This is a genomic window from Flectobacillus rivi (genome assembly GCF_030056655.1).
GTDB classification, from domain to species: Bacteria; Bacteroidota; Bacteroidia; order Cytophagales; family Spirosomataceae; genus Flectobacillus; species Flectobacillus rivi.
In genome coordinates, this window is record NZ_JASHIE010000008.1 from 54,298 (window position 1) to 75,397 (window position 21,100).

19 protein-coding genes are annotated in these 21,100 nt (G+C 37.4%); 5 read left to right on the forward strand and 14 right to left on the reverse strand.

Going from position 1 to position 21,100, the window contains the following annotated elements; translation table 11 throughout:
- Window positions 1-77: 77 nt before the first annotated feature.
- The 4 genes from QM481_RS11720 to QM481_RS11735 form a co-directional block, all read right to left on the reverse strand.
- Window positions 78-815, reverse strand: coding sequence for a LytR/AlgR family response regulator transcription factor (locus QM481_RS11720; protein WP_095160675.1), 738 nt, complete (start codon window positions 813-815; stop codon window positions 78-80).
- A 64-nt stretch (window positions 816-879) separates the two neighbouring features.
- Window positions 880-1,971 (reverse strand): sensor histidine kinase, encoded by a 1,092-nt coding sequence (locus QM481_RS11725; RefSeq protein WP_166549774.1) that lies wholly within the window; start codon window positions 1,969-1,971, stop codon window positions 880-882.
- A 348-nt stretch (window positions 1,972-2,319) separates the two neighbouring features.
- On the reverse strand, window positions 2,320-3,132 hold the full coding sequence (locus QM481_RS11730; RefSeq protein WP_283381928.1) for an Rpn family recombination-promoting nuclease/putative transposase: 813 nt from the start codon (window positions 3,130-3,132) through the stop codon (window positions 2,320-2,322).
- Window positions 3,133-3,259: 127 nt separating this feature from the next.
- Window positions 3,260-3,910, reverse strand: coding sequence for a histidine phosphatase family protein (locus QM481_RS11735; protein ID WP_283381929.1), 651 nt, complete (start codon window positions 3,908-3,910; stop codon window positions 3,260-3,262).
- Window positions 3,911-4,167: 257 nt separating this feature from the next.
- On the opposite strand from QM481_RS11735, the gene QM481_RS11740 reads away from it, so the two are divergent.
- Together QM481_RS11740 and QM481_RS11745 are read left to right on the forward strand one after the other, a co-directional pair.
- Window positions 4,168-4,590: a hotdog fold thioesterase gene (locus QM481_RS11740; protein WP_166549772.1), complete on the forward strand. Its 423-nt coding sequence runs from the start codon at window positions 4,168-4,170 to the stop codon at window positions 4,588-4,590.
- Between the two features lie 166 nt (window positions 4,591-4,756).
- Window positions 4,757-6,001: a chorismate-binding protein gene (locus QM481_RS11745; protein ID WP_283381930.1), complete on the forward strand. Its 1,245-nt coding sequence runs from the start codon at window positions 4,757-4,759 to the stop codon at window positions 5,999-6,001.
- Window positions 6,002-6,132: 131 nt separating this feature from the next.
- Here QM481_RS11745 and QM481_RS11750 read toward each other — a convergent pair whose 3' ends face one another.
- From QM481_RS11750 to QM481_RS11780, 7 genes are all read right to left on the reverse strand, one after another.
- Window positions 6,133-7,440, reverse strand: coding sequence for a hemolysin family protein (locus tag QM481_RS11750; protein WP_166549770.1), 1,308 nt, complete (start codon window positions 7,438-7,440; stop codon window positions 6,133-6,135).
- A 285-nt stretch (window positions 7,441-7,725) separates the two neighbouring features.
- Window positions 7,726-8,013: a hypothetical protein gene (locus tag QM481_RS11755; protein ID WP_283328854.1), complete on the reverse strand. Its 288-nt coding sequence runs from the start codon at window positions 8,011-8,013 to the stop codon at window positions 7,726-7,728.
- 14 nt (window positions 8,014-8,027) lie between these two features.
- On the reverse strand, window positions 8,028-10,601 hold the full coding sequence (ccsA, locus tag QM481_RS11760; protein WP_283381931.1) for a cytochrome c biogenesis protein CcsA: 2,574 nt from the start codon (window positions 10,599-10,601) through the stop codon (window positions 8,028-8,030).
- Between the two features lie 164 nt (window positions 10,602-10,765).
- Window positions 10,766-11,206 carry a cytochrome c maturation protein CcmE domain-containing protein gene (locus QM481_RS11765; protein ID WP_095160683.1) on the reverse strand — a complete coding sequence of 147 codons (441 nt, stop codon included), beginning with the start codon at window positions 11,204-11,206 and terminating at the stop codon, window positions 10,766-10,768.
- Window positions 11,207-11,236: 30 nt separating this feature from the next.
- A complete protein-coding gene (locus tag QM481_RS11770; RefSeq protein ID WP_166549766.1) occupies window positions 11,237-11,461 on the reverse strand; it encodes a CcmD family protein in 225 nt (74 codons plus the stop codon).
- A gap of 160 nt (window positions 11,462-11,621) precedes the next feature.
- Window positions 11,622-12,284 carry a cytochrome c biogenesis protein gene (gene ccsA, locus QM481_RS11775; protein ID WP_166549765.1) on the reverse strand — a complete coding sequence of 221 codons (663 nt, stop codon included), beginning with the start codon at window positions 12,282-12,284 and terminating at the stop codon, window positions 11,622-11,624.
- Between the two features lie 88 nt (window positions 12,285-12,372).
- Complete coding sequence (locus QM481_RS11780; protein ID WP_095160686.1) at window positions 12,373-13,038, reverse strand: heme exporter protein CcmB; 666 nt, start codon at window positions 13,036-13,038, stop codon at window positions 12,373-12,375.
- A gap of 384 nt (window positions 13,039-13,422) precedes the next feature.
- Here QM481_RS11780 and QM481_RS11785 point away from each other — a divergent pair, with 384 nt between their 5' ends.
- Together QM481_RS11785 and feoB are read left to right on the forward strand one after the other, a co-directional pair.
- Window positions 13,423-13,641, forward strand: coding sequence for a FeoA family protein (locus QM481_RS11785; protein WP_095160687.1), 219 nt, complete (start codon window positions 13,423-13,425; stop codon window positions 13,639-13,641).
- Between the two features lie 130 nt (window positions 13,642-13,771).
- Window positions 13,772-15,892: a ferrous iron transport protein B gene (gene feoB, locus QM481_RS11790; RefSeq protein ID WP_283381932.1), complete on the forward strand. Its 2,121-nt coding sequence runs from the start codon at window positions 13,772-13,774 to the stop codon at window positions 15,890-15,892.
- Between the two features lie 219 nt (window positions 15,893-16,111).
- Here the strand turns inward: feoB and QM481_RS11795 are convergent, their stop codons facing one another.
- Window positions 16,112-17,581 (reverse strand): NAD(P)H-hydrate dehydratase, encoded by a 1,470-nt coding sequence (locus QM481_RS11795; RefSeq protein WP_283381933.1) that lies wholly within the window; start codon window positions 17,579-17,581, stop codon window positions 16,112-16,114.
- 376 nt (window positions 17,582-17,957) lie between these two features.
- Between QM481_RS11795 and rplS the strand changes: the two genes are divergently transcribed.
- Window positions 17,958-18,314 (forward strand): 50S ribosomal protein L19, encoded by a 357-nt coding sequence (rplS, locus tag QM481_RS11800; RefSeq protein WP_095160690.1) that lies wholly within the window; start codon window positions 17,958-17,960, stop codon window positions 18,312-18,314.
- Between the two features lie 284 nt (window positions 18,315-18,598).
- Here the strand turns inward: rplS and QM481_RS11805 are convergent, their stop codons facing one another.
- Both QM481_RS11805 and QM481_RS11810 read right to left on the reverse strand, forming a co-directional pair.
- Window positions 18,599-20,401 (reverse strand): acyl-CoA dehydrogenase FadE, encoded by a 1,803-nt coding sequence (locus tag QM481_RS11805; RefSeq protein WP_283381934.1) that lies wholly within the window; start codon window positions 20,399-20,401, stop codon window positions 18,599-18,601.
- Window positions 20,402-20,619: 218 nt separating this feature from the next.
- Window positions 20,620-21,081, reverse strand: a complete 462-nt coding sequence (locus tag QM481_RS11810) for a MarR family winged helix-turn-helix transcriptional regulator (RefSeq protein ID WP_095160692.1) — start codon at window positions 21,079-21,081, stop codon at window positions 20,620-20,622.
- Window positions 21,082-21,100: the final 19 nt, after the last annotated feature.

Consider the following 21,100-nt stretch of genomic DNA (forward strand, 5'->3'; position numbering starts at 1 on the left):
AAGTGACAAAGGCACAAAGTGGTTCTAGTAATACAGAAACCACTTTGTGCCTTTATTACTGTTGCCTTTATGCCTTATTACAAACTCAACAACTCTTTAAATCTAATAGCTTGACGGCGAGAAATTTCGATTTTGTCACCACTTTCACGAAGAGTTACTTGCAAACCTCCCGAAAACCAAGGCTCGATTTTTTGAATATATTTTAAGTTAATGATATGTTTACGATTGGCACGGAAAAACACTTTAGGATCAAGACGTTCTTCAAGGGCATTCAACGACTTAAGAACTAATGGTTTTTGGTCATCAAAATACAAACGAACGTAATTACCCATTGATTCGAACAAACGAACATTTCCTAGGCGAACAAACCAGCACTTTTCGCCATCCTTGACAAAAACTTGATCGTTTTCGCTCAAAACTGATGCTCCTTCTTTGGCAGTATCTGAAATTTGCTTTTGGCGTTCAAACTCCTCCTCTACTTTTTGGATAGCCTCACTTAAACGATGTAGTTCTATTGGTTTGAGAAGATAATCAAGCGCATTAAATTCGAATGCTTTAATGGCATATTCGTCGTAAGCTGTCGTAAAAATCACTTCTGGAACATTGCCGTCCAACTCAGCCAATAAGTCGAACCCTGTTTTGCCAGGCATTTGAATATCCAAAAATAGAAGGTCTGGGTGAAGTTCATCAATTAATTGAATCGCTTCGTCGGCATTGGGTGCCTCGCCTACAATATTGATTTTAGGAAAATTTTCTAGCAAACGTTTCAATTCATTACGTGCTAACCTTTCGTCATCAACTATAATTGCTTTCATTCGGTTTTGGAGTAATAGCGTTGGATATTAAAAAAGTATATTACTGAAGACTAATGCCTATTACCTATCCTCGCACGATATGCGTGATTTTAGCAAAAGGATTATCTTTATTTTCTACGACCTGACTCGGTATAGGAACGGTAATTTCAGCCGTCACTACATCTTTGGACGCTTGGTAAATTTTAAATTTGGCATCAGCACCAAATAATAACTCCAAACGATGTGCTGTATTTTCGAGCCCAAAACCTCCCGATTCTGTGGTCTCTAAAACGCCAGTATTACTAATTTCGATTACGACTTTGCTATCAACCATTTTGGTTTCGATACTCACAAATCCTCCCTTCACTGGCTTTGAAACGCCATGTTTGATAGCGTTTTCGACCAAAGTTTGTAACAGCATAGGTGGAATTTGACAAGTAAGTGTTTCGGGATAAACATTCTTACGTATCTGCAAACGGTCTTCGTAACGGATTTTTTCGAGCGCCAAATAGTCTTCAACTGTCCTCAATTCTTCAGAAAGAGAAACCGTCTTACGGCGGTCGGCCAGCAACGAACTTCTCAATATATTGGATAGCTGTGTCACTGCTTTTTGTGCTTTTTCGGGTTCTTCCAAAATCAAGGCGCGAATACTATTCAGAGCATTGAACATAAAATGCGGGTTCATTTGTGCTCGTAACACCTTTGACTCAGTTTCACGAATAGAAGATTCTAAACGAACTTTTTCGACCTCAATTTCTGATTTTCTTTCAAAATAATGAGACGCATAATAGAACAAAGTCCAAATCATCAATGGCTTCATAAAGCTGAAACTAAACTGTATGAAGAAAAATATCGACCAAAAGTCAGCATGCTCACGCTCGCGCAAGATGTAACCATCTAGCGGAATATTGATACTCGCCATCATCATCGACATCAACACCACTGAGCCCAAAATACGAGGTACTACCTGACGAATGGGCATCTCGACCCAGCCATATTTTTTGATAACTTTTCTGAAATTATGTGTCAAGAAAATGGCAAAAGCAATATTCAAGTCTGCCGAAATAAACCAGTCAATCGACCACCCAAAAGAGTTTACATAAATCAATGCTTCATTGGCTAGCCAAGCTAACCAACCAACAATCTGTAGAGTCCAATATAATTTGATTCTTGGCATTATTTCTTATCTAATTCGTCTGTATTAATAAAAATTTATGCTCGTATCAACAAGCAAATAATCGTTTTTGAATCATGCTAAAATGAGTTATCGACAATTTTCTATTACCTTCAAAATTTTATTTAGAGTAATAACTCATGTCTGCTTTGCTCAGGAGGATTCTTTTAAAATTACAGTTAAAATAAGCACATTTATCCCACAAAATCATTGAATGGCATCAGGAGATGATAAAAGGTTTGGATTTAGGGTAGAAAACTATTAGTAAATGTATTTTTCAATAGTTACCTCCCATAATCAGGCATAAAAAAAGAAGCCCGTGGCGATGGGCTTCAGTCATTCTATTTGTTCCTAAAGCGATAAAATTTCCTGTATTGACAATCCTGTGGATTGTGCTATAATTTCCAAGGCTACTCCAAGTTTTTTTAATTCACTTGCCACCTCTCTTTTTCCATCATCTTTAGCTGTTTTGACTACCTCTTTGACCTCAATGTAGGTAAGCAAACTTTCTTGATATTCGGCGTACTGCTCTGATGTCATATTGGCAATTTCGGCAACACCAAAGGCTTTTTCGAAAATAGGTTCTTTCAATATAGATGGTATTTCATCAAAGCTTTCTAACTTTTTCAAGAAGTAAATCCACTTGTCAAAATGACTCTCTAATTCGTTTTCTTGCTTATCAAAAAGAGGCATTTGTAAAAACTTAAAGTTTAGCTTATCGTAAAAAATTTCTCCGTATGGGTCTTTCAATTTTATACTTCTTAAAAACTTTTGTTTCTCCTCTTTTTCATCATATTGAAAATCTAAAATAGCAATCATATAAATAGGATTTAATCTAAAATCCCATTCTCCACGTTTAGATTGTTCTCTTATGGGAAAAGTTGAATAGAAAAGAGAACGGTCTTTGAAGTAATTAACCTTTGCCTTTTGCATCTCCACAATAATTCGCTCCCCACTTTGAGTTTGGCAATGTATGTCAAAAATTGCCTTTCGCTCATGCGAGAGTTCTGCAAAGCTCTCTACATTACGAAAATTCAATTCCGTAATCTGGTGTCGAGGTGGTAACAATTGATTCAGAAAATCAATCAACAACTCTTTGTTAGCTTCTTCGCCAAAAAGCTTTTTAAAACCAAAGTCGGTATATGGATTAATAAATCTTGACATCTTATTGAGATATAATTTACAGCAATTTACAGATTTTTCACTATTAAAATAAATCGTTCTTTGTGTGATTATTAATAAAAAAAGAAGCCCATGGGGATGGGCTTCTTAACTTATAGACTTCTCAAAACTAAAGACCAAACAAGTGCGTAGTATCGCATTCGAGTTCGGCAAAGAATGATTGTGTTTCGTAATCGTAAATCAGCTTGTACAGACATAAGTTCGAGTGCTCAAATGTATCCATTTCATGTAGAGGCTTATCGAGCAACATCGTCAGGATAATTCTCATGGCACGACCGTGCATGGCAACCAAAACAGTTTCTTCATGAGGACGAGACAAGATTGTCTCAATAGCTGGCTTTTGTCTTTCTAATACTTGCAAAGGACTTTCGCCTCCCTCTGCTGCCATATCAACGCCTCCTGTTACCCAACTTTCGATAAGAACTTTATAATATTCGTTATCTATATCATTTGGCACACGTCCTTCTCTGATACCCCAACTTATCTCATTTAATCCTGAATGTTGTTCCCAAGGGATACCTGATTCTATAAACTTATGAACAGACTGATGAGTTCTTTTAAGAGCAGATGTATAGACTTTGTCAAAATTGATATTTTTATAGCTTTGGAAAAATGCCTCTGCCTGTGCACGTCCAAGCTCATTCAAATCAGAATCTACACCACTTCCCTGCACGATACCTTGGCGGTTAAATTCTGTTTCACCGTGACGTATCAGGTAAATTGTTTTTTTAGTAGGAATATTGCTTTGGGTATTAGACATGCTATTTAGTTGATATGGAGTAATATAGAGCTATGAAAAATTGTCACAAAAATACATTTTTTAGGTGATTATGCTATCTCATGACTAAAAAAGAGATGATTTTTGACAGAAAAGTAAGTTTTTGTTAAAAAAATGATAATATAGCTCGCTATGTTAATAATGGATTTTTGACAGTTGGATTTAATCCAATAAATGAAAAATAGGTCAAATCTCTAACTAAGGTTTTCTATCTTTAGAAAAATTTAATTCACTTCACTATGTTTAATACTTCTTACAGCCTTGAGCAGTTAAATGCCATGGGGCAAAACAATATGCTCAATCATCTGGGCATCGAATTTGTAGAACTTACTGCCGACTACCTCGTTGCAAAAATGCCCGTCGATCATCGTACTAAGCAACCAATGGGTCTTCTACATGGCGGCGCCTCAGTAGTATTGGCTGAGTCATTGGGTAGTGTAGCTTCTTTTTTGAGCCTTCCCGACCCTACCAAACAAACCGCTGTTGGTGTTGAAATTAATGCGAATCACCTCAAATCTGCTAAATCGGGTTTTGTATATGGCAAATGTACTCCTATCAAAATTGGACGTAATATTCAGGTATGGGAAACCCAAATTACCAACGAAGCTGGCGACTTGATCTGTGTAAGCCGATTAACAACCATGGTGATTGATATAAAATAGGTAATAGCCAATTGGTTAGTGGAATTTTCTGTTTTTTTGAAACAAGTAAATTCTAAATTATGTTATATTTGAAAATGTAAAGATAGCTTACGGGATAATTTTACTCAACTATCTATTAAACAAATAGTTAACATATTTTTCAGACGTATATAAACATTTCAAAAATATGACTCCAACTTCGGAAACTCATATTTCGACGCAAGTGCCACAACTAGAATTTTTCTGGAAAACTGCAATTTCAGAAGGGCTACCTGTTGCCCTCTGGAGATTACCTAAATCCACTGAAAAACAATTACTTATAGATTTATCTGGACGTACTAGCCAAACGAAAATCGACTTAGAGGAGCTTCCTTCAGGCTTTGCGATGAGTCCTTTTATTGGCGAATCCTTGTTTCTAAAAGGAGATTTGTACTATCATTTTGATCAAGACAATCAATTGGTAGAAAACAATATTCATCCTAGTTCGGAACAAGCCCAAGAGTTTTTCAGAAAAGTTCAGCTCACCTACGACGAACAACACGAGGACACTCCCATTTCATCAGCCAATTTTACCGTAAATTATACCAAAAACTTTGAGTCGCCCACCGAATCATCGCTTTACAACGAGATTACTTATGCCGAAATGGTATCTGATGCCATTGATGCTATTCAGCGAGGTGACATGCAAAAGGTAGTGCTTTCGAGAACAAAGCAAATTACTTTACCAGAAAACTTTGAGGTCGTTGAGGCATTCAATAAGCTTTGTGTGGCATATCCAAATGCTTTTGTATCGTTGGTGTATTTACCACAGGAAAAGGCTTTATGGCTTGGTGCAACCCCCGAAACGCTTATTAGCATGGACAAAGAGGGTATTTTTAGAACCATGTCCTTGGCTGGTACGCAATCAGCTATTGGACCAAATGGAGAAAAATACCATCCTGCCGAAATTCGCTGGGCATCTAAAGAAATCGAAGAGCAAGCTTTTGTTAGCAGATATATCATTGAATGCTTTAAGAAAATTCGTCTTCGCGAATACTACGAAGTAGGTCCCAAAACTGTTCAGGCAGGAAATTTGATGCACCTCCGCACTGATTATAGTGTCAATACCCATGAGGTGAATTTTCCACAATTGGGCACAGTCATGATAGAGCTTTTGCATCCAACTTCAGCCGTATGTGGTATGCCCAAAGAACCAGCTTTGCGCTATATTGCCGAAAATGAATTGCATTCCAGAGAATATTACAGTGGTTTTTTAGGACCTGTAAATATTCATGACGAAAGCCATTTATTTGTCAACCTTCGTACGATGAAAATTCAAGGCAACCAAGCTACACTTTTTGCAGGTGGTGGTATTACTGAAGATTCTAACCCAGTGAAAGAATGGTATGAGACGGAAATGAAAAGCCAAACGCTTTTGAGAGTTATTTTATAAGATGTTTTTCATCGCAGATAAAGGAAAAGGGATAGTAACCGTTGGCTACTATCCCTTTTCCTTTATCTTTTAAATATTAATGCAGAATTGCGAGTTACAATATGTATTTTTTTAAAACTCTCCACTCAACCTCAATGCTTCATCGAAAAGCTTTCTGTTTTTCGCTCAATTTCTCCAATAATGGTCAATTTCACGGTATCAATACGAGCATCCATCATGGAAATAATTTGGAAATTGAACGGATGAGCAATAATCGTTTCGTTTACTTCTGGAATATCTTCATTAATACTGATAATCATACCTCCTAAGGTATCGTAATCACCTTCTGGGAGATTCCACTCATATTTTTCGTTGAGATAGTCAATTTCCAAACGAGCTGACAATAGATATACTTTATCTTCTAATCGCTTCTCTATCAAATCTTCGTTATCATCATATTCGTCCTCAATGTCTCCAAAAATTTGCTCCATTACGTCTTCCATACTTACCAAACCCGAAGTACTTCCAAATTCGTCTACAATCAAGGCCAAGGATTTGTGTTCTTTAGAAAAACGAAGCATTAAATCTTTGGCAGGCATTGCTTCTGGGACAATCAGAATAGGCTTCAAAATACTCTGAATGTCTTTAGGTTTCTTAAACAAAGCCACCGAATGACAATACCCAATTACATCTTCTAAGGTATCTTTATAGACCAGTACTTTTGAGTGACCACTCTCAACAAAAATTTTCTTTAGCTCTTCTATACCGTCCTCTAAGTCTATAGCTACAATTTCGGTACGTGGAATCATACAATCTCTCACTTTTACCTGCTTAAACTCAAGTGCATTGTTAAAGATTTTGGTATCTACTTCAGCTTCCTCCTCTGTCGAAATTTTACGATTAAGATTTTGCATATAATGGTTCAAATCTGTCAAACCAAAAGCAGGTTTTTCCTCCGAATATTCTAGACGAAGTACATTTTTGATAAACCAGCTTGAAAGTCCTACAATTGCCCATACCAAGGGATACATGAGCGTATAAATAATCCAGATTGGAATAGATAAAACCTCCAAAAAGCCATCTGGATTGAGTAGAAACACACTTTTGGGGGTAAACTCAGAAGTACCCAAAATAATAACAGTCCCTAAGATTGACGCAATTAGGCCAGGAACTAGACCTGTACCAAAAACGGGAAAATAGTGCTCAATCTGATGATGTAAATAGCCCTCCATAAAAATACCATAAGCTACTAAGGACAACGTATTGCCAATAAGTAGGGTGCCGATAAACTTAGAAGGATTTTTGATAAATCTAGAAATAATTTGTCCAGTGATTACACCTTGTTTGGCTTGTAGCTCAAAATATAACTTGTTAGCCGAAACAAATGCCATTTCAACACCTGAAAAGAATGCTGAAAAAACCATTGATAATATAACACCTATTGCTTGTTGGGAGTCCATCTGGGGTTGGTTTCAATTTTGAATTAGAAGACATAGATGTCGAATGCTTGATTGGTTAAATACATCTATATCTGTGAGTTAGACAACCGTATGTGATTTGATTAGCAACACAATACGAAGGTATGGTTTAGAAAAACTCACATTCTCTAAACATCAAATTGCATATTTTTGGTCAAATTTCAAAAAGAAAGAGCGATTTATCAAACCGCTCTCCCTAAAAATTTGACATCTGTGGGCTTTTTTACAAAATCTTAATGTTTAAATACTATGCCCAACAGCTGGATTTTACTTTTTCTTACCTTTTAACAAAGCCTGACGTTGCGACTTTTTGAGGTCTCCAACAGGCTCTTTTTTATCACTTTTGTTCGATTGTTCTTCTTTCTTCAAACGAATTTGTTTAGAGTACTGAAAGTAAAACAAACAACCTACAGACATCATCAGCCAGCTATAATGGTAAAAAATCTTTGTCCAAAAAGTATTTACCTCTGGCGGTGTTCCTGCACGAAGGTCAAGAACCCAAATTATCAAAAAGCCTAAAGCTGCTGACAGCAATAATATTTCTTTTCTGCTCATGAGTTTGTGCTTAATTAAAATCCTTTATCTCGCATCAGTTTGAATTCACGATAACGGCGGATTGTTGCCATCACGAAACCAATCGATAAGATAATTGTACCTATCCACAAGATATTCACCAAAGGTTTTTCGATAGCTTTCAAGATGATAAAGTCTCTTTGGGAGGTGTTAATATCAAAAGTGAATTTCCCTGTCTGAGGGTCTACACTCACAAATCTTGCTCGTACACCAGCCTCCGCATTTTCCACTGGTGGCATAGCTACCATACCATCACGAATCACAAAAACTGGCTTTATTTCATGTGGAATAGCCTCTTTTCCTGAAATCAAAATACGTGCTTGAACTGCTGCATCTTGTGGACCAAGAGGTTTTCCTTCAAACTCAGTTACACGTTTTACTTCGTCCAATACAGCCACATAATCATTCAAGAAAAAGGTATCTTTTACCGCAACCGTGAATTTCTCCGTTTTGCTCCACTCCTTCTCGTCCAAATTCGGTGCCAAAGCTACATAAGTATACAAATCACCCAATGCCGAGTGTTTCAAGTCTGGCGAGAAAGCATTCCCCATTTTCTTGTTGATTTGAGCACGAGGATATAACGTTGTCACTTTGCCATCTTTATCACGGAAATCTATTTCGTAATATTTATTTTCTGGAAAAACTGGCAAAGTATCGCCTTTGGCATAATACTTTTTACCTTGTTGCTCAATATCTTGAAGAGCCACAGCATGGAAATCGTTCTCAATTAATTCTACCAGCTCAGGACGAACATACTCAGGTAGCTCACGACCTTCTACTCGTACCCCTTTGTAAGTGAGCGTGTACTTGCCCATTTCTAAAGGTGTATTCAACCACAATACTACGTTTTCTTTATTTTCTTTATCGTTATTTTTGGTAAAAGCTTCGTCTTTATTCGAAATCGCAAAACCCGATGTATTAATCGAAACTACTTTAGAATAACCCGACGAATACAAAATACCGAATAGCATCATCGCAAAACCAATGTGCGTTACAGCACCACCTGATAGCTTGTAGTTGCCACGAGCGATATTAAACAAAATTGTTCCGTTGGTAACAAAAGCATAGATACACGCAAAAAGTAAAGCGATATAGGTTGGATTACTGAAAAAATCTCCCAACTCTAACTTGGTCGTTGCTAAAATACCTAAAGAAGTCAAAATCAAAGACACCAAAGCAGGTGTTAAGAAGTGCTGAGATACGTTTTCCTTTTTGATTTTTTTCCACCAAAAAAATTGCCCAGTACCTGTCAGAATAGCCACTGCGGCTGCAAACCACAACTGGAATTTTGAATAATACGTTGGCGCATCGGCAGGTGGTGCTAGTTTAGACACAAAGCCCAAGGCTTCTACTATTTTGTTATATACTGGCAAAGAGGTTGCCGCAATAATTTGGAAAGACGACAAACACAAAGCTGTAGCGCCAATAAATATCCAGAATTCACGACTATATACAGACGCCTCTTGTTCTTCTGTTGGGATATTTTTCCAACGATAAATCAACAAACCTACTGCACCTACCAAGAAGAACAATAGATATAACAACAACTGTCCTGAAAGACCCAAATCTGTAAATGAGTGAACAGATGCCTCGCCCAACACACCACTACGGTTCAAGAAAGTAGAGTATAAAACCAAAATAAAGGAAGTAATCACCAAAATGAATGAGATGCGCAATGCCGACTCATTGGTTTTATAAATAATCATGCAGTGGATTGCCGCAACCAATACCAACCATGGAACAAATGAAGCATTTTCTACGGGGTCCCAGTTCCAATATCCACCAAAGTTGAGGGTCTCATAAGCCCAATAAGCACCCATGATAATGCCTATGCCAAGTACTGCCGCCGAAAATAACGACCAAGGCAAAGCAGGACGAATCCATTCTTTGTACTCTCCACGCCACAAACCAGCAATCGCATAAGCAAATGGAATCAAGGTTGTAGCAAAGCCTAAGAATAAGGTTGGCGGGTGAATTACCATCCAATAGTTTTGAAGCAATGGGTTCAAACCACGTCCATCTTCTGGAACAAAGTTGGGATTCATTTTCCAAACTGGTAAATCAGGCATAGCCTCACGCATTAACAAGAATGGTGATGAACCAATTTTGAAGTCAATAAGTGGTAATACTATCCCCAAAATCATTGAACAAAGAAAAGCTTGAACAGTAGCAAAAACTACCATCAAAGGAGCTTCCCATTTGCGATTGGTTTTGATAAGAATCAAGCCCAAAAGTGCATGCCAGAAAATCCACAATAAGAAACTACCCTCTTGACCTTCCCAAAAACATGAAACAATATAATATACAGGAAGTGCAATCGACGAGTGTGACCAAGCATATTGATACTCGAAATAGTGGTTATAAATAATGGAATAAAGCGCCACAATTACTCCTACAATCGAAAGACCATGTAGGTAAAAAGAATAGCGAGAAAATTTCTTCCAAGACTCTTGTTCTTCGAGGTTTTTAATTTGAAGTGATTTGAAATAGCCAAATGCAGATATTACCGACGTCACAAACGAGATAATAATACACAAATGACCGACATTTCCGATAGTTGTATGTAACATCTTGATAAAATGGGTTTGGGGAGATAGACCCTAATTTTTGAATACCATTGAGGCATTTTTAAGACAAATACGACTCCTACACTCAATAAAAGAGTTTGGAAGTCGTATCTGTTGAAGTAAGCAGTAAGTCTGAATCAACTATATGGCAACAGCCAACTGCCGAATTATGATTTAGAAGCAGGTTTTTCCACTTCTTTGAAATCCACATTTCCATCTTGGTATTTAGAAGGACATTTCAAAAGGATTTTCTCACATTTAAAAACCTGACCTTCCATATTACCAATAATCACGACTTGCTCAGAACGATCCATATCTTGAGGTTTTGGAGCATCATATACAACTTTCTGTTCACGTCCTTTGTTATCAACCAATGTAAATTCAAAGTGATTGGCATCAAGTGCAGGATTATAACTCATTCCTGTAACATTACCCCCAGCATCTTTTTTAAGTTTACCCACTACGTGTACCTTCTCTGCACTACCGTCTTTAGCCATATTTTCGGCTACACCAAAGTCAACATAAGTACTAGCGTCGGTACCCGTTGACACCAAAATCACCACTGCAATGGCAATGATAATTAGTCCGAAGATGTGTGTTTTTTTCATGATTATTGATGCGTCTTTTTGAGATTTCGCTTATTTCGAATTGAGAGTTTTTTCGATTTTTGAAATTTTCTTATCCAATGTTATCAGATAAATTACAACACCCAAAAATATAGTAACCACCACAGCGACTACCGCGTAAATACGCCCATCTGCATATAATTTATCAGCCATTTCTGGCTCACCAGCAGCATTGTCTTGAGCAAAAGAAGCTAGCGAAACTAGCATTAATGTTAAAAATGATAATAACTTTTTCATTTTATCTATCGAGCCTTTAGTGATAAACTTGGGGCTTTTTATTTAGTAAAAGACTTTTATTAATGAGAAATAAGTAAACTCTTGTTTGGTACCGAATTGTAAGTAACAAATGATGAATCCAGCAAAACTCCTTATGCTCAACTCTCCATCCAAAACTTATCTAAGCTTCGTTCGCTTGTCTTTCAATTTTACGAATACGTAAACGAAGATTGGTAATCCAATAACCCAAACTAATCCATCCAATTACAGCAGGATAAAAGACAATGCGCATAGCACCTTGTGTATCCATTGGTTTAAAACCTGGGTTACCACCATTACCTGGGTGCAACGAATCGGTCATACGTGGCAAAATGATTAGTAAAGGAATCAATAATGCTATAGCAAAAATGTTATAAATCGCCGAAATACGTGCTTTTTGTTGTTCGTCTTCAAACGAGCCTCTCAAAATAGCATAAGCAAAGTAGATTAATAATCCGATAGCTGCGCCATTGAGTTTTACATCGTTGGTCCACCAAGTACCCCATGTATAACGTGCCCAGATACTTCCTGTTGCACAACCTACAACACCAAACAAAATCCCAGTATAGGCATAAGACTCCGCTTTGTCGTCGATAGCAGTAAGTGGATTTCTCAAATACTTAATCGAATTGATAACCGAAATTGTCAACATCACAAACATCGAAAACCACATCGGCACGTGGAAATACAAGTTACGAGCCGTTTCGTGCAATACAGGCTGACGAGGAATATGCCCCAAAAAGCCCCAAACCATTACATACGACAGCATCAATACTGCCAAATACTTATACCAATTCTGTTTCATTTTGTCATTTATTAACTCTATGTTGAATCATTGAGTTTTTTCTAAATTTTTACAAATGTCTAGTAATAACTATAAACCACTCAATTCTCTAACTTCTCCACAAAAAAGGGAAAAGTATCACCGACAATACCAATACGATAGCATCAATTGCCAAAAGAATCATTACTTCGTCTAGGCTTTCTCCTCTATCTAGTCCATCGAGTGCATTTTTTGATATTTTTATTAGCATCAACAACATCGGAATAATCACTGGGAAACTCAATACTGCCATCAATGTTGCACTGTTTTCGGCTTTTGATGCAATACCAGCAATCATCGTGAGTGTGCTTGCAAAACCAATTGCCCCCAGTATAAGCGCCACCAAATACAACCCTACATCACCTACTGGATTACCCATCACCAAACCATACACCCCAAATCCTACCAATGACAATACCAACATCAGGATAGAGTTGTAGATAATTTTCGAAACAATAATTCCAACTGGATTAGCTAAGGTATAATAATAGAGAAGACGCCCGTAACGCTCCTGCGTGAAGCTTTTGGCAATAGCATTAACTGCTGTGAAAAGAATGATAATCCAAAAAAGCGTGTTCCAAGTAATTTTATCGATATGGTTTGTCTTCAATCGAAACGACAAATAACACACATATACCGTACTCACAATATATAAAAGCATCCCATTGATAGCATATTTTTGCCTCAACTCCAATCGTATCTCTTTGTCAATTAATGCTTTTATTTCGTTTACCATGTCGAATAACTCTCTGAGGCTATATTTGGCATAATGTTGATGAGTCAAATTTGGATAGCCTTTTTCAAAATTTTCCGCAAAGTTACGACACAAACAAACTGCAAACTCAAAAAGGAAGTAATATTTTGAGACATTTGCCCAACAACTTTGTAGGGAGATTTTTAGAGGACAAATAGAATGCAAAAACTAATGTTTCAAAATGATTAAAATCATAATCAAAAAGAAAATTTGAGGTTTAGTTCGCAAATATTTCTTTAAACAAGGAACTCTTTGTTTATTTGCACTTGTTTTGAATAAGTCTAAATAAAGTGCAAATTCGTAATTTGTTAAGTCTTTAGAAATTTGTACTTTATATTACAACTACTATTAATCGAAAGCGTAATCATGAGAACAGTTGCGGATTTGAAAATCGGGGAAAAGGGCGTGATTGTGAGCTTTAGCGACGAACTTCTATCACTCAAATTGTTAGAAATGGGCTGCTTGCCCGGTACTCAAGTAACAATGACACATATTGCTCCCTTTGGTGACCCAATCGCCGTAAAGGTTTCTGGCTATGTTTTGTCAATGCGAAAAGATGAAGCCTCAACTATTGTTGTTGCTTAAATAATACCACTTTGGTTGGTCTTGGATTTATTCTATTTTCATAAAAGACTAATCAATAACAAAGTGAATAGATAGGAACAAACTATGCGTTTTTACGTTATTAGTTTGAAGCCAAAAATTGCTAATAGCCTTGAAGAAATCACCCAAAATAGCATTAATCGGTAATCCCAACGCTGGAAAATCATCTTTGTTCAATAGCCTTACGGGGCTACGCCAAAAGACAGGAAACTTTCCTGGCGTAACTATGGACAAGTTGATTGGGAAATGGAATTTGGAGACAGGCACTGAAGCCGAAATTCTAGATTTACCGGGGATTTATAGTATATATCCAAAATCAGTCGATGAGCAAGTTGTTATCAACATCCTTGCCAATCCACAACATCCTGACTATCCAGATATGGCCATAGTAGTAGCCGATGCGTCTAACCTTAAACGCAATCTATTACTATTTAGCCAAGTTCGTGACCTTGGTATTCCTACCGTTTTGGCGCTCAACATGATTGACGTTGCCGAAAACTCAGGTATCGTAATCAATTCTTTTAAGCTCGCCAAAGAGCTCAACGTAGAAGTTGCAGAAGTCAATGCCAAAAAAGGTATCGGACTCAATGGCTTACGCCTTGCAGTCAACAAGACGCTTGAGCAACGATTCAATTCTAACGATTCGTTACCTGTAGAATATTCTCCTGAATTGATTGATGAAATCAAAGAGAAATATGGTGATACCGACGATTACCACGCCTTGTTATGGCTTTCGGAACACGATAATTTGAAACAATTCAATACCGAGCAAAGAGTAGGTTTTGATAAACTTCAAGAAAAATATGGCTGGAATTCCAAAAAATTCCAAGCGCAAGAAACTGTTTCTCGTTATGCGGTACTCAACGAAATCGTAGATGGTTGTTTACATCAAATTCCTGTAGAAGACGAGCCTGTAAAAACTTGGACTGATCGTTTGGATAAAGTCTTTCTTCATCAGTTTTGGGGCTATTTTGTTTTCTTGGGCATTTTGTTTGTTATGTTCCAAGCAGTATTTACTTGGGCTGCTTATCCACAAGACTTGATTGATAATGGTGTAGCGTGGCTCAATCAATACCTCAAAGACACCCTTCCAGAAAGCCAGCTGGTGAATTTATTGACAGACGGATTGATTGCTGGTATTGGAGGTGTGGTCGTATTTGTACCTCAAATCGTATTCCTCTTCTTGTTTATTTCATTGTTGGAAGAAACAGGCTATATGTCCAGAGTGATGTTTATCATGGACAAATTGATGCGCCGATTTGGGTTGAATGGTAAATCCGTTGTGCCACTTATTTCAGGTGTAGCATGTGCTGTACCTGCCATTATGAGTACTCGTAGCATTGGTTCATGGAAAGACCGCTTGATTACTATTATGGTAACCCCATTGATGTCGTGTTCGGCACGTTTGCCAATTTATACGGTGCTTATTGCCCTAGTAGTTCCAGAAAAGAGCACCCTTTTTGGCATTTTCAGTTTGCAAGGAGTTGCCTTATTTGGTTTGTATTTACTAGGTTTTGGAATGGCGATTCTGTCGGCATGGATACTAAAAGTAGTATTAAAAGCCAAAGAAAGAAGTTATTTCATCATGGAGCTTCCTTCTTACAAAGGTCCTCGTTTCAAGCACATTATGATTTCTTTGCTTAATTCTACCAAAGCTTTCGTATTTGAAGCTGGTAAAATTATCGTTGCTATTTCGATTGTGCTTTGGGTAATGGCTAGCTATGGTCCAGGCAATGCAATGCAAGAAGCAGAACAAAAAGTGAAAACTGAAAATCCAACTTTAACAGGAGCGGATTTAGAAAATAAAATTGCTGCTCAAAAACTGGAATCATCGTATGCGGGTCATTTTGGTAAGGTTCTCGAACCTGCTATTAAGCCTTTAGGATATGACTGGAAAATCGGCATTGCCTTGTTAACTTCTTTTGCAGCACGTGAAGTGTTTGTAGGAACTATGTCCACAATTTATAGTTTAGGAGGCGAAGTAGACGACGAAAACACCACTGTCATGAATCGTATGCGTGCCGAAGTAAACCCTGAAACTGGCAAACCGATGTACGACGCAGCATTAGGCTTTTCACTCATGATATTTTATGCCTTTGCTATGCAATGTATGAGTACCTTGGCTACAACATATCGTGAAACAAAGTCATGGCGTTATCCTGCTATTCAGTTGGTTTATATGACTACGCTAGCATATTTATCGGCATTTATTGTGTATCAATTGTTGAAATAAGAATATGAGTAATCCCGAATTTTAGGATTGGAATTATTCTCCAAGTTTTCATCAAAAAAGGCGGTTGGGAAATATTTCCCAACCGCCTTTTTTGAGACTACCATGCTAGACATGACTCGGCTTTAGACGCAATCATTGCGTCTCTACTAGTAAAATTCCTATTAAAAAATCACTCATTCACAATTTCTTAAATCACTAAATTTGAAATGACTTACGTGTTTACCATCTCAATTTTTCAATAATATCACTTGGTAGCATTGCCATTTGTCCTCTTTCCTGTGCTGCCATATCTCCTGCTTCACCATGCTTAAATACACCAATAATCGCAGCCTCTTCCGACGAATACCCTTGGGCTATTAATGCTGTGATAATGCCTGTCAACACATCGCCGCTACCTCCTGTTGCCATTCCTGCATTACCTGTCGAGTTAAAATAAACTTCTTGATTGGGTAAAACTATAGCAGTGTACATCCCTTTTATCAACACAATACAATCATATTTTTGAGAGAACACTTTTACTTTTTCTAGTTTGTCAAAATCATTTTCCCAAGCTCCTATCAAACGTTGTAATTCTTTGGGATGCGGTGTTAAAATCGATTTTGGAGGAATCAATTCTAATAAATTTGACTCTTCTGCAATGATATTTAGAGCATCTGCATCGAGAACTATGGGGCTTTTTGCTTGTTGTAAAATCGCTTTCAGAAATGCTTTTGTTTTATTACTTTTCCCCAAACCACACCCTACGCCAATAACAGTGTATTTTTCAAGGTTGGGGCAAATACTTAATTCTTTTTCTGCTGGATCTGTTTGGCACATGGCTTCTGGAACAGACGCCTGCATAATTTGGTATCCACAAGAGGGTATATAGGTGGTTAGTAAACCCACTCCCGAACGCAAGCAAGCTTTTGCTGAAAGTACCGCCGCTCCTATCGAGCCATAACTTCCGACAGCCAGCAAAGCGTGCCCAAATGTACCTTTATGTGAAAATTTCGCCCTTTTTTTAAGCGACACCATATCTGTCCAAAAATAGGAAGTTATTGTATTTTGAGCATATTTACTCGAAAGACCAATAGGGACACATTCCCATTCACCCACATATTGTAGATTTTGAGGCATCAAAAAAGCTAGTTTTGGAGCTTCAAAAGTCAGGGTATAATCAGGGCAAATAATGGTATTGTCCCCAGCAATTGGCTGAGAAACATATAGTCCCGAGGCGATATCTACTGAAATAATAGGAAGCTTGCTTTGATTTATTTTCTGAATAACATCTTTCAAAATACCTTCTACTGGTCTATTCACACCAGACCCAAGAATCGCGTCTACCACAACAGAATTTTGCCCAATAACGGGAAAATCCTTCAAGCTACTAATGGTATGCACAGTGGTTATTTTAGCTAGTCGGTCGTAATTAATCAAAAAGTCAGCACTAGCTTGAGCACTATATTCTATGACATAAACCTCAACCTTTTTATTCATTGAGGCAAGTATTCTAGCAATAGCCAACCCATCTCCTCCATTATTACCTTTTCCACAAAAAATCGTAAAGTCGGTGTCTGAAAAAAGTGACAATAACCTATCCGTAAATGCTTCAGAGGCTCGCTCCATCAAATCAATGGAAGTAATCGGTTCCTGTGCAATAGTATAAGCATCCCAGTTACGAATCTGCTGGGCATCAAATATTTTTTTCATTGTATAAAAGCTAAAGATGTGTGCAAAAGTAAGTTAGTGGCAAAAGTAAAATAGTTTTATTCGCTTTTAGCTCTAGGCTTTATGCTGTAGGCTAAAAGTTAAATAGTATTTCTGATGAAAAATTGAAGCTTTTGTATCTAATGTTTAGAGCTTACAGCCAAATGCATCATAAAGCCTCCAAGTTTTTTCTAAAATCCTTAAGCAATTTATTGGTTTTACATATTTTTTTTCGGAACTTTGCACCCCCAAAGATTTAGTAATTATGTGATTGGGCAGTCAAACTACAATAATGTATTGTTTTTCAGACCTTTAATATCACCGCTAGTTATTAATCAAGTCAAAAAATTTAGGACTTAAACAATAAAAATCATTCAAGATGAACGATTTAATCAAATTGGTAGAAGCTGAAAACGCTGCACGCCGTGCAGAATTGCCCGAGTTCTCAGCAGGTGATACTTTGAACGTACACGTTAAAATCCGTGAAGGTAACAAAGAGCGTATTCAGGTATTCCAAGGTACTGTGATCCAACGTCGTAACAGCGGTGCTGGTGAGACTTTCACAGTTCGTAAAATTTCTAACGGTGTAGGTGTTGAAAGAATTTTCCCTTTGTTGTCACCAAACATCGACAAAATCGAAGTATTGCGTAAAGGTAGAGTACGTCGTGCAAGATTGTTCTATCTTCGTGGCAAACACGGTAGAGCTGCAAAAGTTAAAGAAGCTAAAAAGAAATAGTCTCTTGACAAAAGCAATATACAAAAAAGTCACTCTTTACAGAGTGACTTTTTTTATGCCCAATAGCTAAGTTATAGCACAAAAAAAGAGGTGAAAAACATCACCTCCTTTCTATTTACCTAAAAATCCCCTTCATAAATTTTAATCTAATAACTGTAAGCGAATTAAGTTAGTGGGCATTTTACCCGCTTTAAGCTCTAGGCTTTATGCTGTAAGCCTAAAGTTTAAAAGTATTTCTAATAATATTACGAATACAATTTTTACCTGCTAAAGACTTTAAATCTTTATATAAAAATATATCCGTTCTTTTGGATCGCAGCATCAGCCAATCTTCTTCTTGCATCCTTCAAATTAATTGGCTCGATTTTCGTAAAACGTTTCAAACCCATCAACATTACTCGTAATTCGTCGCCCTCAGCAAATGAAGTAATTGCTACTTTTCCTGCAGAATTCAACTTATCAATAGCAGAATGTAAATACACCAAAGCAGCATCTTTTTCCAAAGCACAAGCCTCTTCGCCACGAAGTGTAATTAATTTTTCAACACGCAACAGCACCGATTCAGCCACATAAGTTTCAATCAACATATCGGCAAGATTCATGATGATTTCTTGTTCCTCCTCAAACTTCATCATAAACTTCTGAAGCGATGCACCAGCAATCATCAAAATGGCTTTTTTCATGTTTTTGAGTGCTTTTTTCTCAGGAATAAATAAGCCATCTTCCTCTTCTGCACCAAAATCAGGAATTGATAAAATTTCTTTCCCAACTGCCATAGCCGCAGGCATCAAATTCAACTCACCTTTCATAGCACGTTTTACGATAGTACCTACAGACAACAAACGGTTGATTTCGTTGGTACCTTCAAAGATTCTGTTGATTCTTGAGTCACGATAAGCGCGATCCATTGGTGCTTCAGCCGAAAAGCCCATACCTCCGTAAATCTGCACCCCTTCGTCTACAACATAATCCAATACCTCCGAACCATGAACTTTTAACATAGCACATTCAATCGCAAATTGCTCTACGCCTTTGAGCTTTGCCTGTCCACTCTCCATACCCGATGCTAGCAAAGTATCAATAGCATCATCGATATTTTGTCCTGCACGATAGCAAGCCGACTCAGAAGCAAAAACTTTAGCAATCATATCGCCAATTTTATGCTTGATTGCTCCAAAGCTAGAGATACTAGTACCAAACTGCTTACGTTCGTTGGCATAGTTTACAGCGGTAGAAATAACTCCTTTGCTTGCCCCTACTACGGCAGCAGCCAATTTGATACGACCAATATTCAAAATATTTACAGCAATCTTAAAACCTCCCTCACGTGTGTACAATTGGTTTTCGACTGGCACTTTACAATCATTAAAGAATACCTGACGTGTTGAAGAACCTTTGATACCCATTTTACGCTCTTCTTCGTTCATGGTAATACCGCCAAACGACTTTTCCACGATAAATGCCGTCAATGACTTATCATTATCAATTTTAGCAAAAACAATGAACAAGTCAGCAAAACCACCATTGGTGATCCACATCTTTTGCCCGTTGATGATATAGTGTTTGCCATCTTCAGACAATACTGCTTTTGTTTTTCCTGAATTAGCATCCGATCCAGAATCTGGCTCTGTCAAACAGTACGCCGCTTTCCATTCGCCTGTTGCTAATTTGGGTAAATATTTGGCTTTTTGTTCTTCTGTTCCATAATACAAAATAGGCAAGGTTCCAATACCTGTATGTGCCGAAAGCGCTACCGAAAACGAATGTCCACCACCACAAGCTTCTGTTACAAGCATTGAAGTATTGAAGTTCATGCCAAAACCACCAAACTCCTCAGGAATAGCAGTTCCTAATAATCCCAATTCTCCAGCCTTATCCAATAACTCGACCATTAGGTTGGTATCTTTTGCATAATCAATAGCATCGAGTTTCGGATGTACTTCTGTACGCAAAAAATCTACACAGGTCTGAGCAATCATTTGTTGCTCTTCATTGAATTCTTCAGGAATGAAAATTTGAGAAGCATCAATGTCTTTTATCAAGAACTCTCCTCCTTTAATGGATGATTTGCTATCTGTAAGTACCATATTTTGAATATTTTACGATTCGAAAATTTTCTAAAAGCTAGACTATCGTATGCAAGCATACTAATTTTCTGTAAATATAATAAATAAAAAAAATGTTATGCAAGCATAACATTTAAAATATTTTCTAAAAAAGTAAAAATAGTATTATTTCTAGAAGCAAAAATAGTAAAGACGCATCAACCACTCTTCTGTTGGTATCTACATAGAGTGCTTATTTATTACAAAAACTCTTCAATATTCTCCGCCTTATAATTGGCAGCTTCAGAGTCGACAACCTCACTGATTTGCTCCATCACCTCAAAAAATGTCTGTAGTTTTTCCTCTCCAATTTTTTCATAAATTAGGTTATTAAACATAATTACACCATTACGAGCTTTGTCACGTTTACGTTTACCTTCTTCGGTCAAATAAACTTTTACAACACGGCGGTCGTCCTCGTCGGTTTCACGACGAATCCACTTTTTATCTTCAAGCGATTTGAGCATACGCGTCAAGCTACGAGGCTCAAGCCCTAGTGCGGGAGCTATTTTAGTGGCAGGAGTTCCGTTTTTGTCGATATTCAACAAAACATATCCTATAGCCATGGTCATATCAAACTGTGCTGCATAAGAATTATACATTCTACTGATTGCATGCCATCCTGCCTTAATGTGATAATCTACGGTTTTGTCAGCTTTCATATTTCTTCAAGATTTTCAT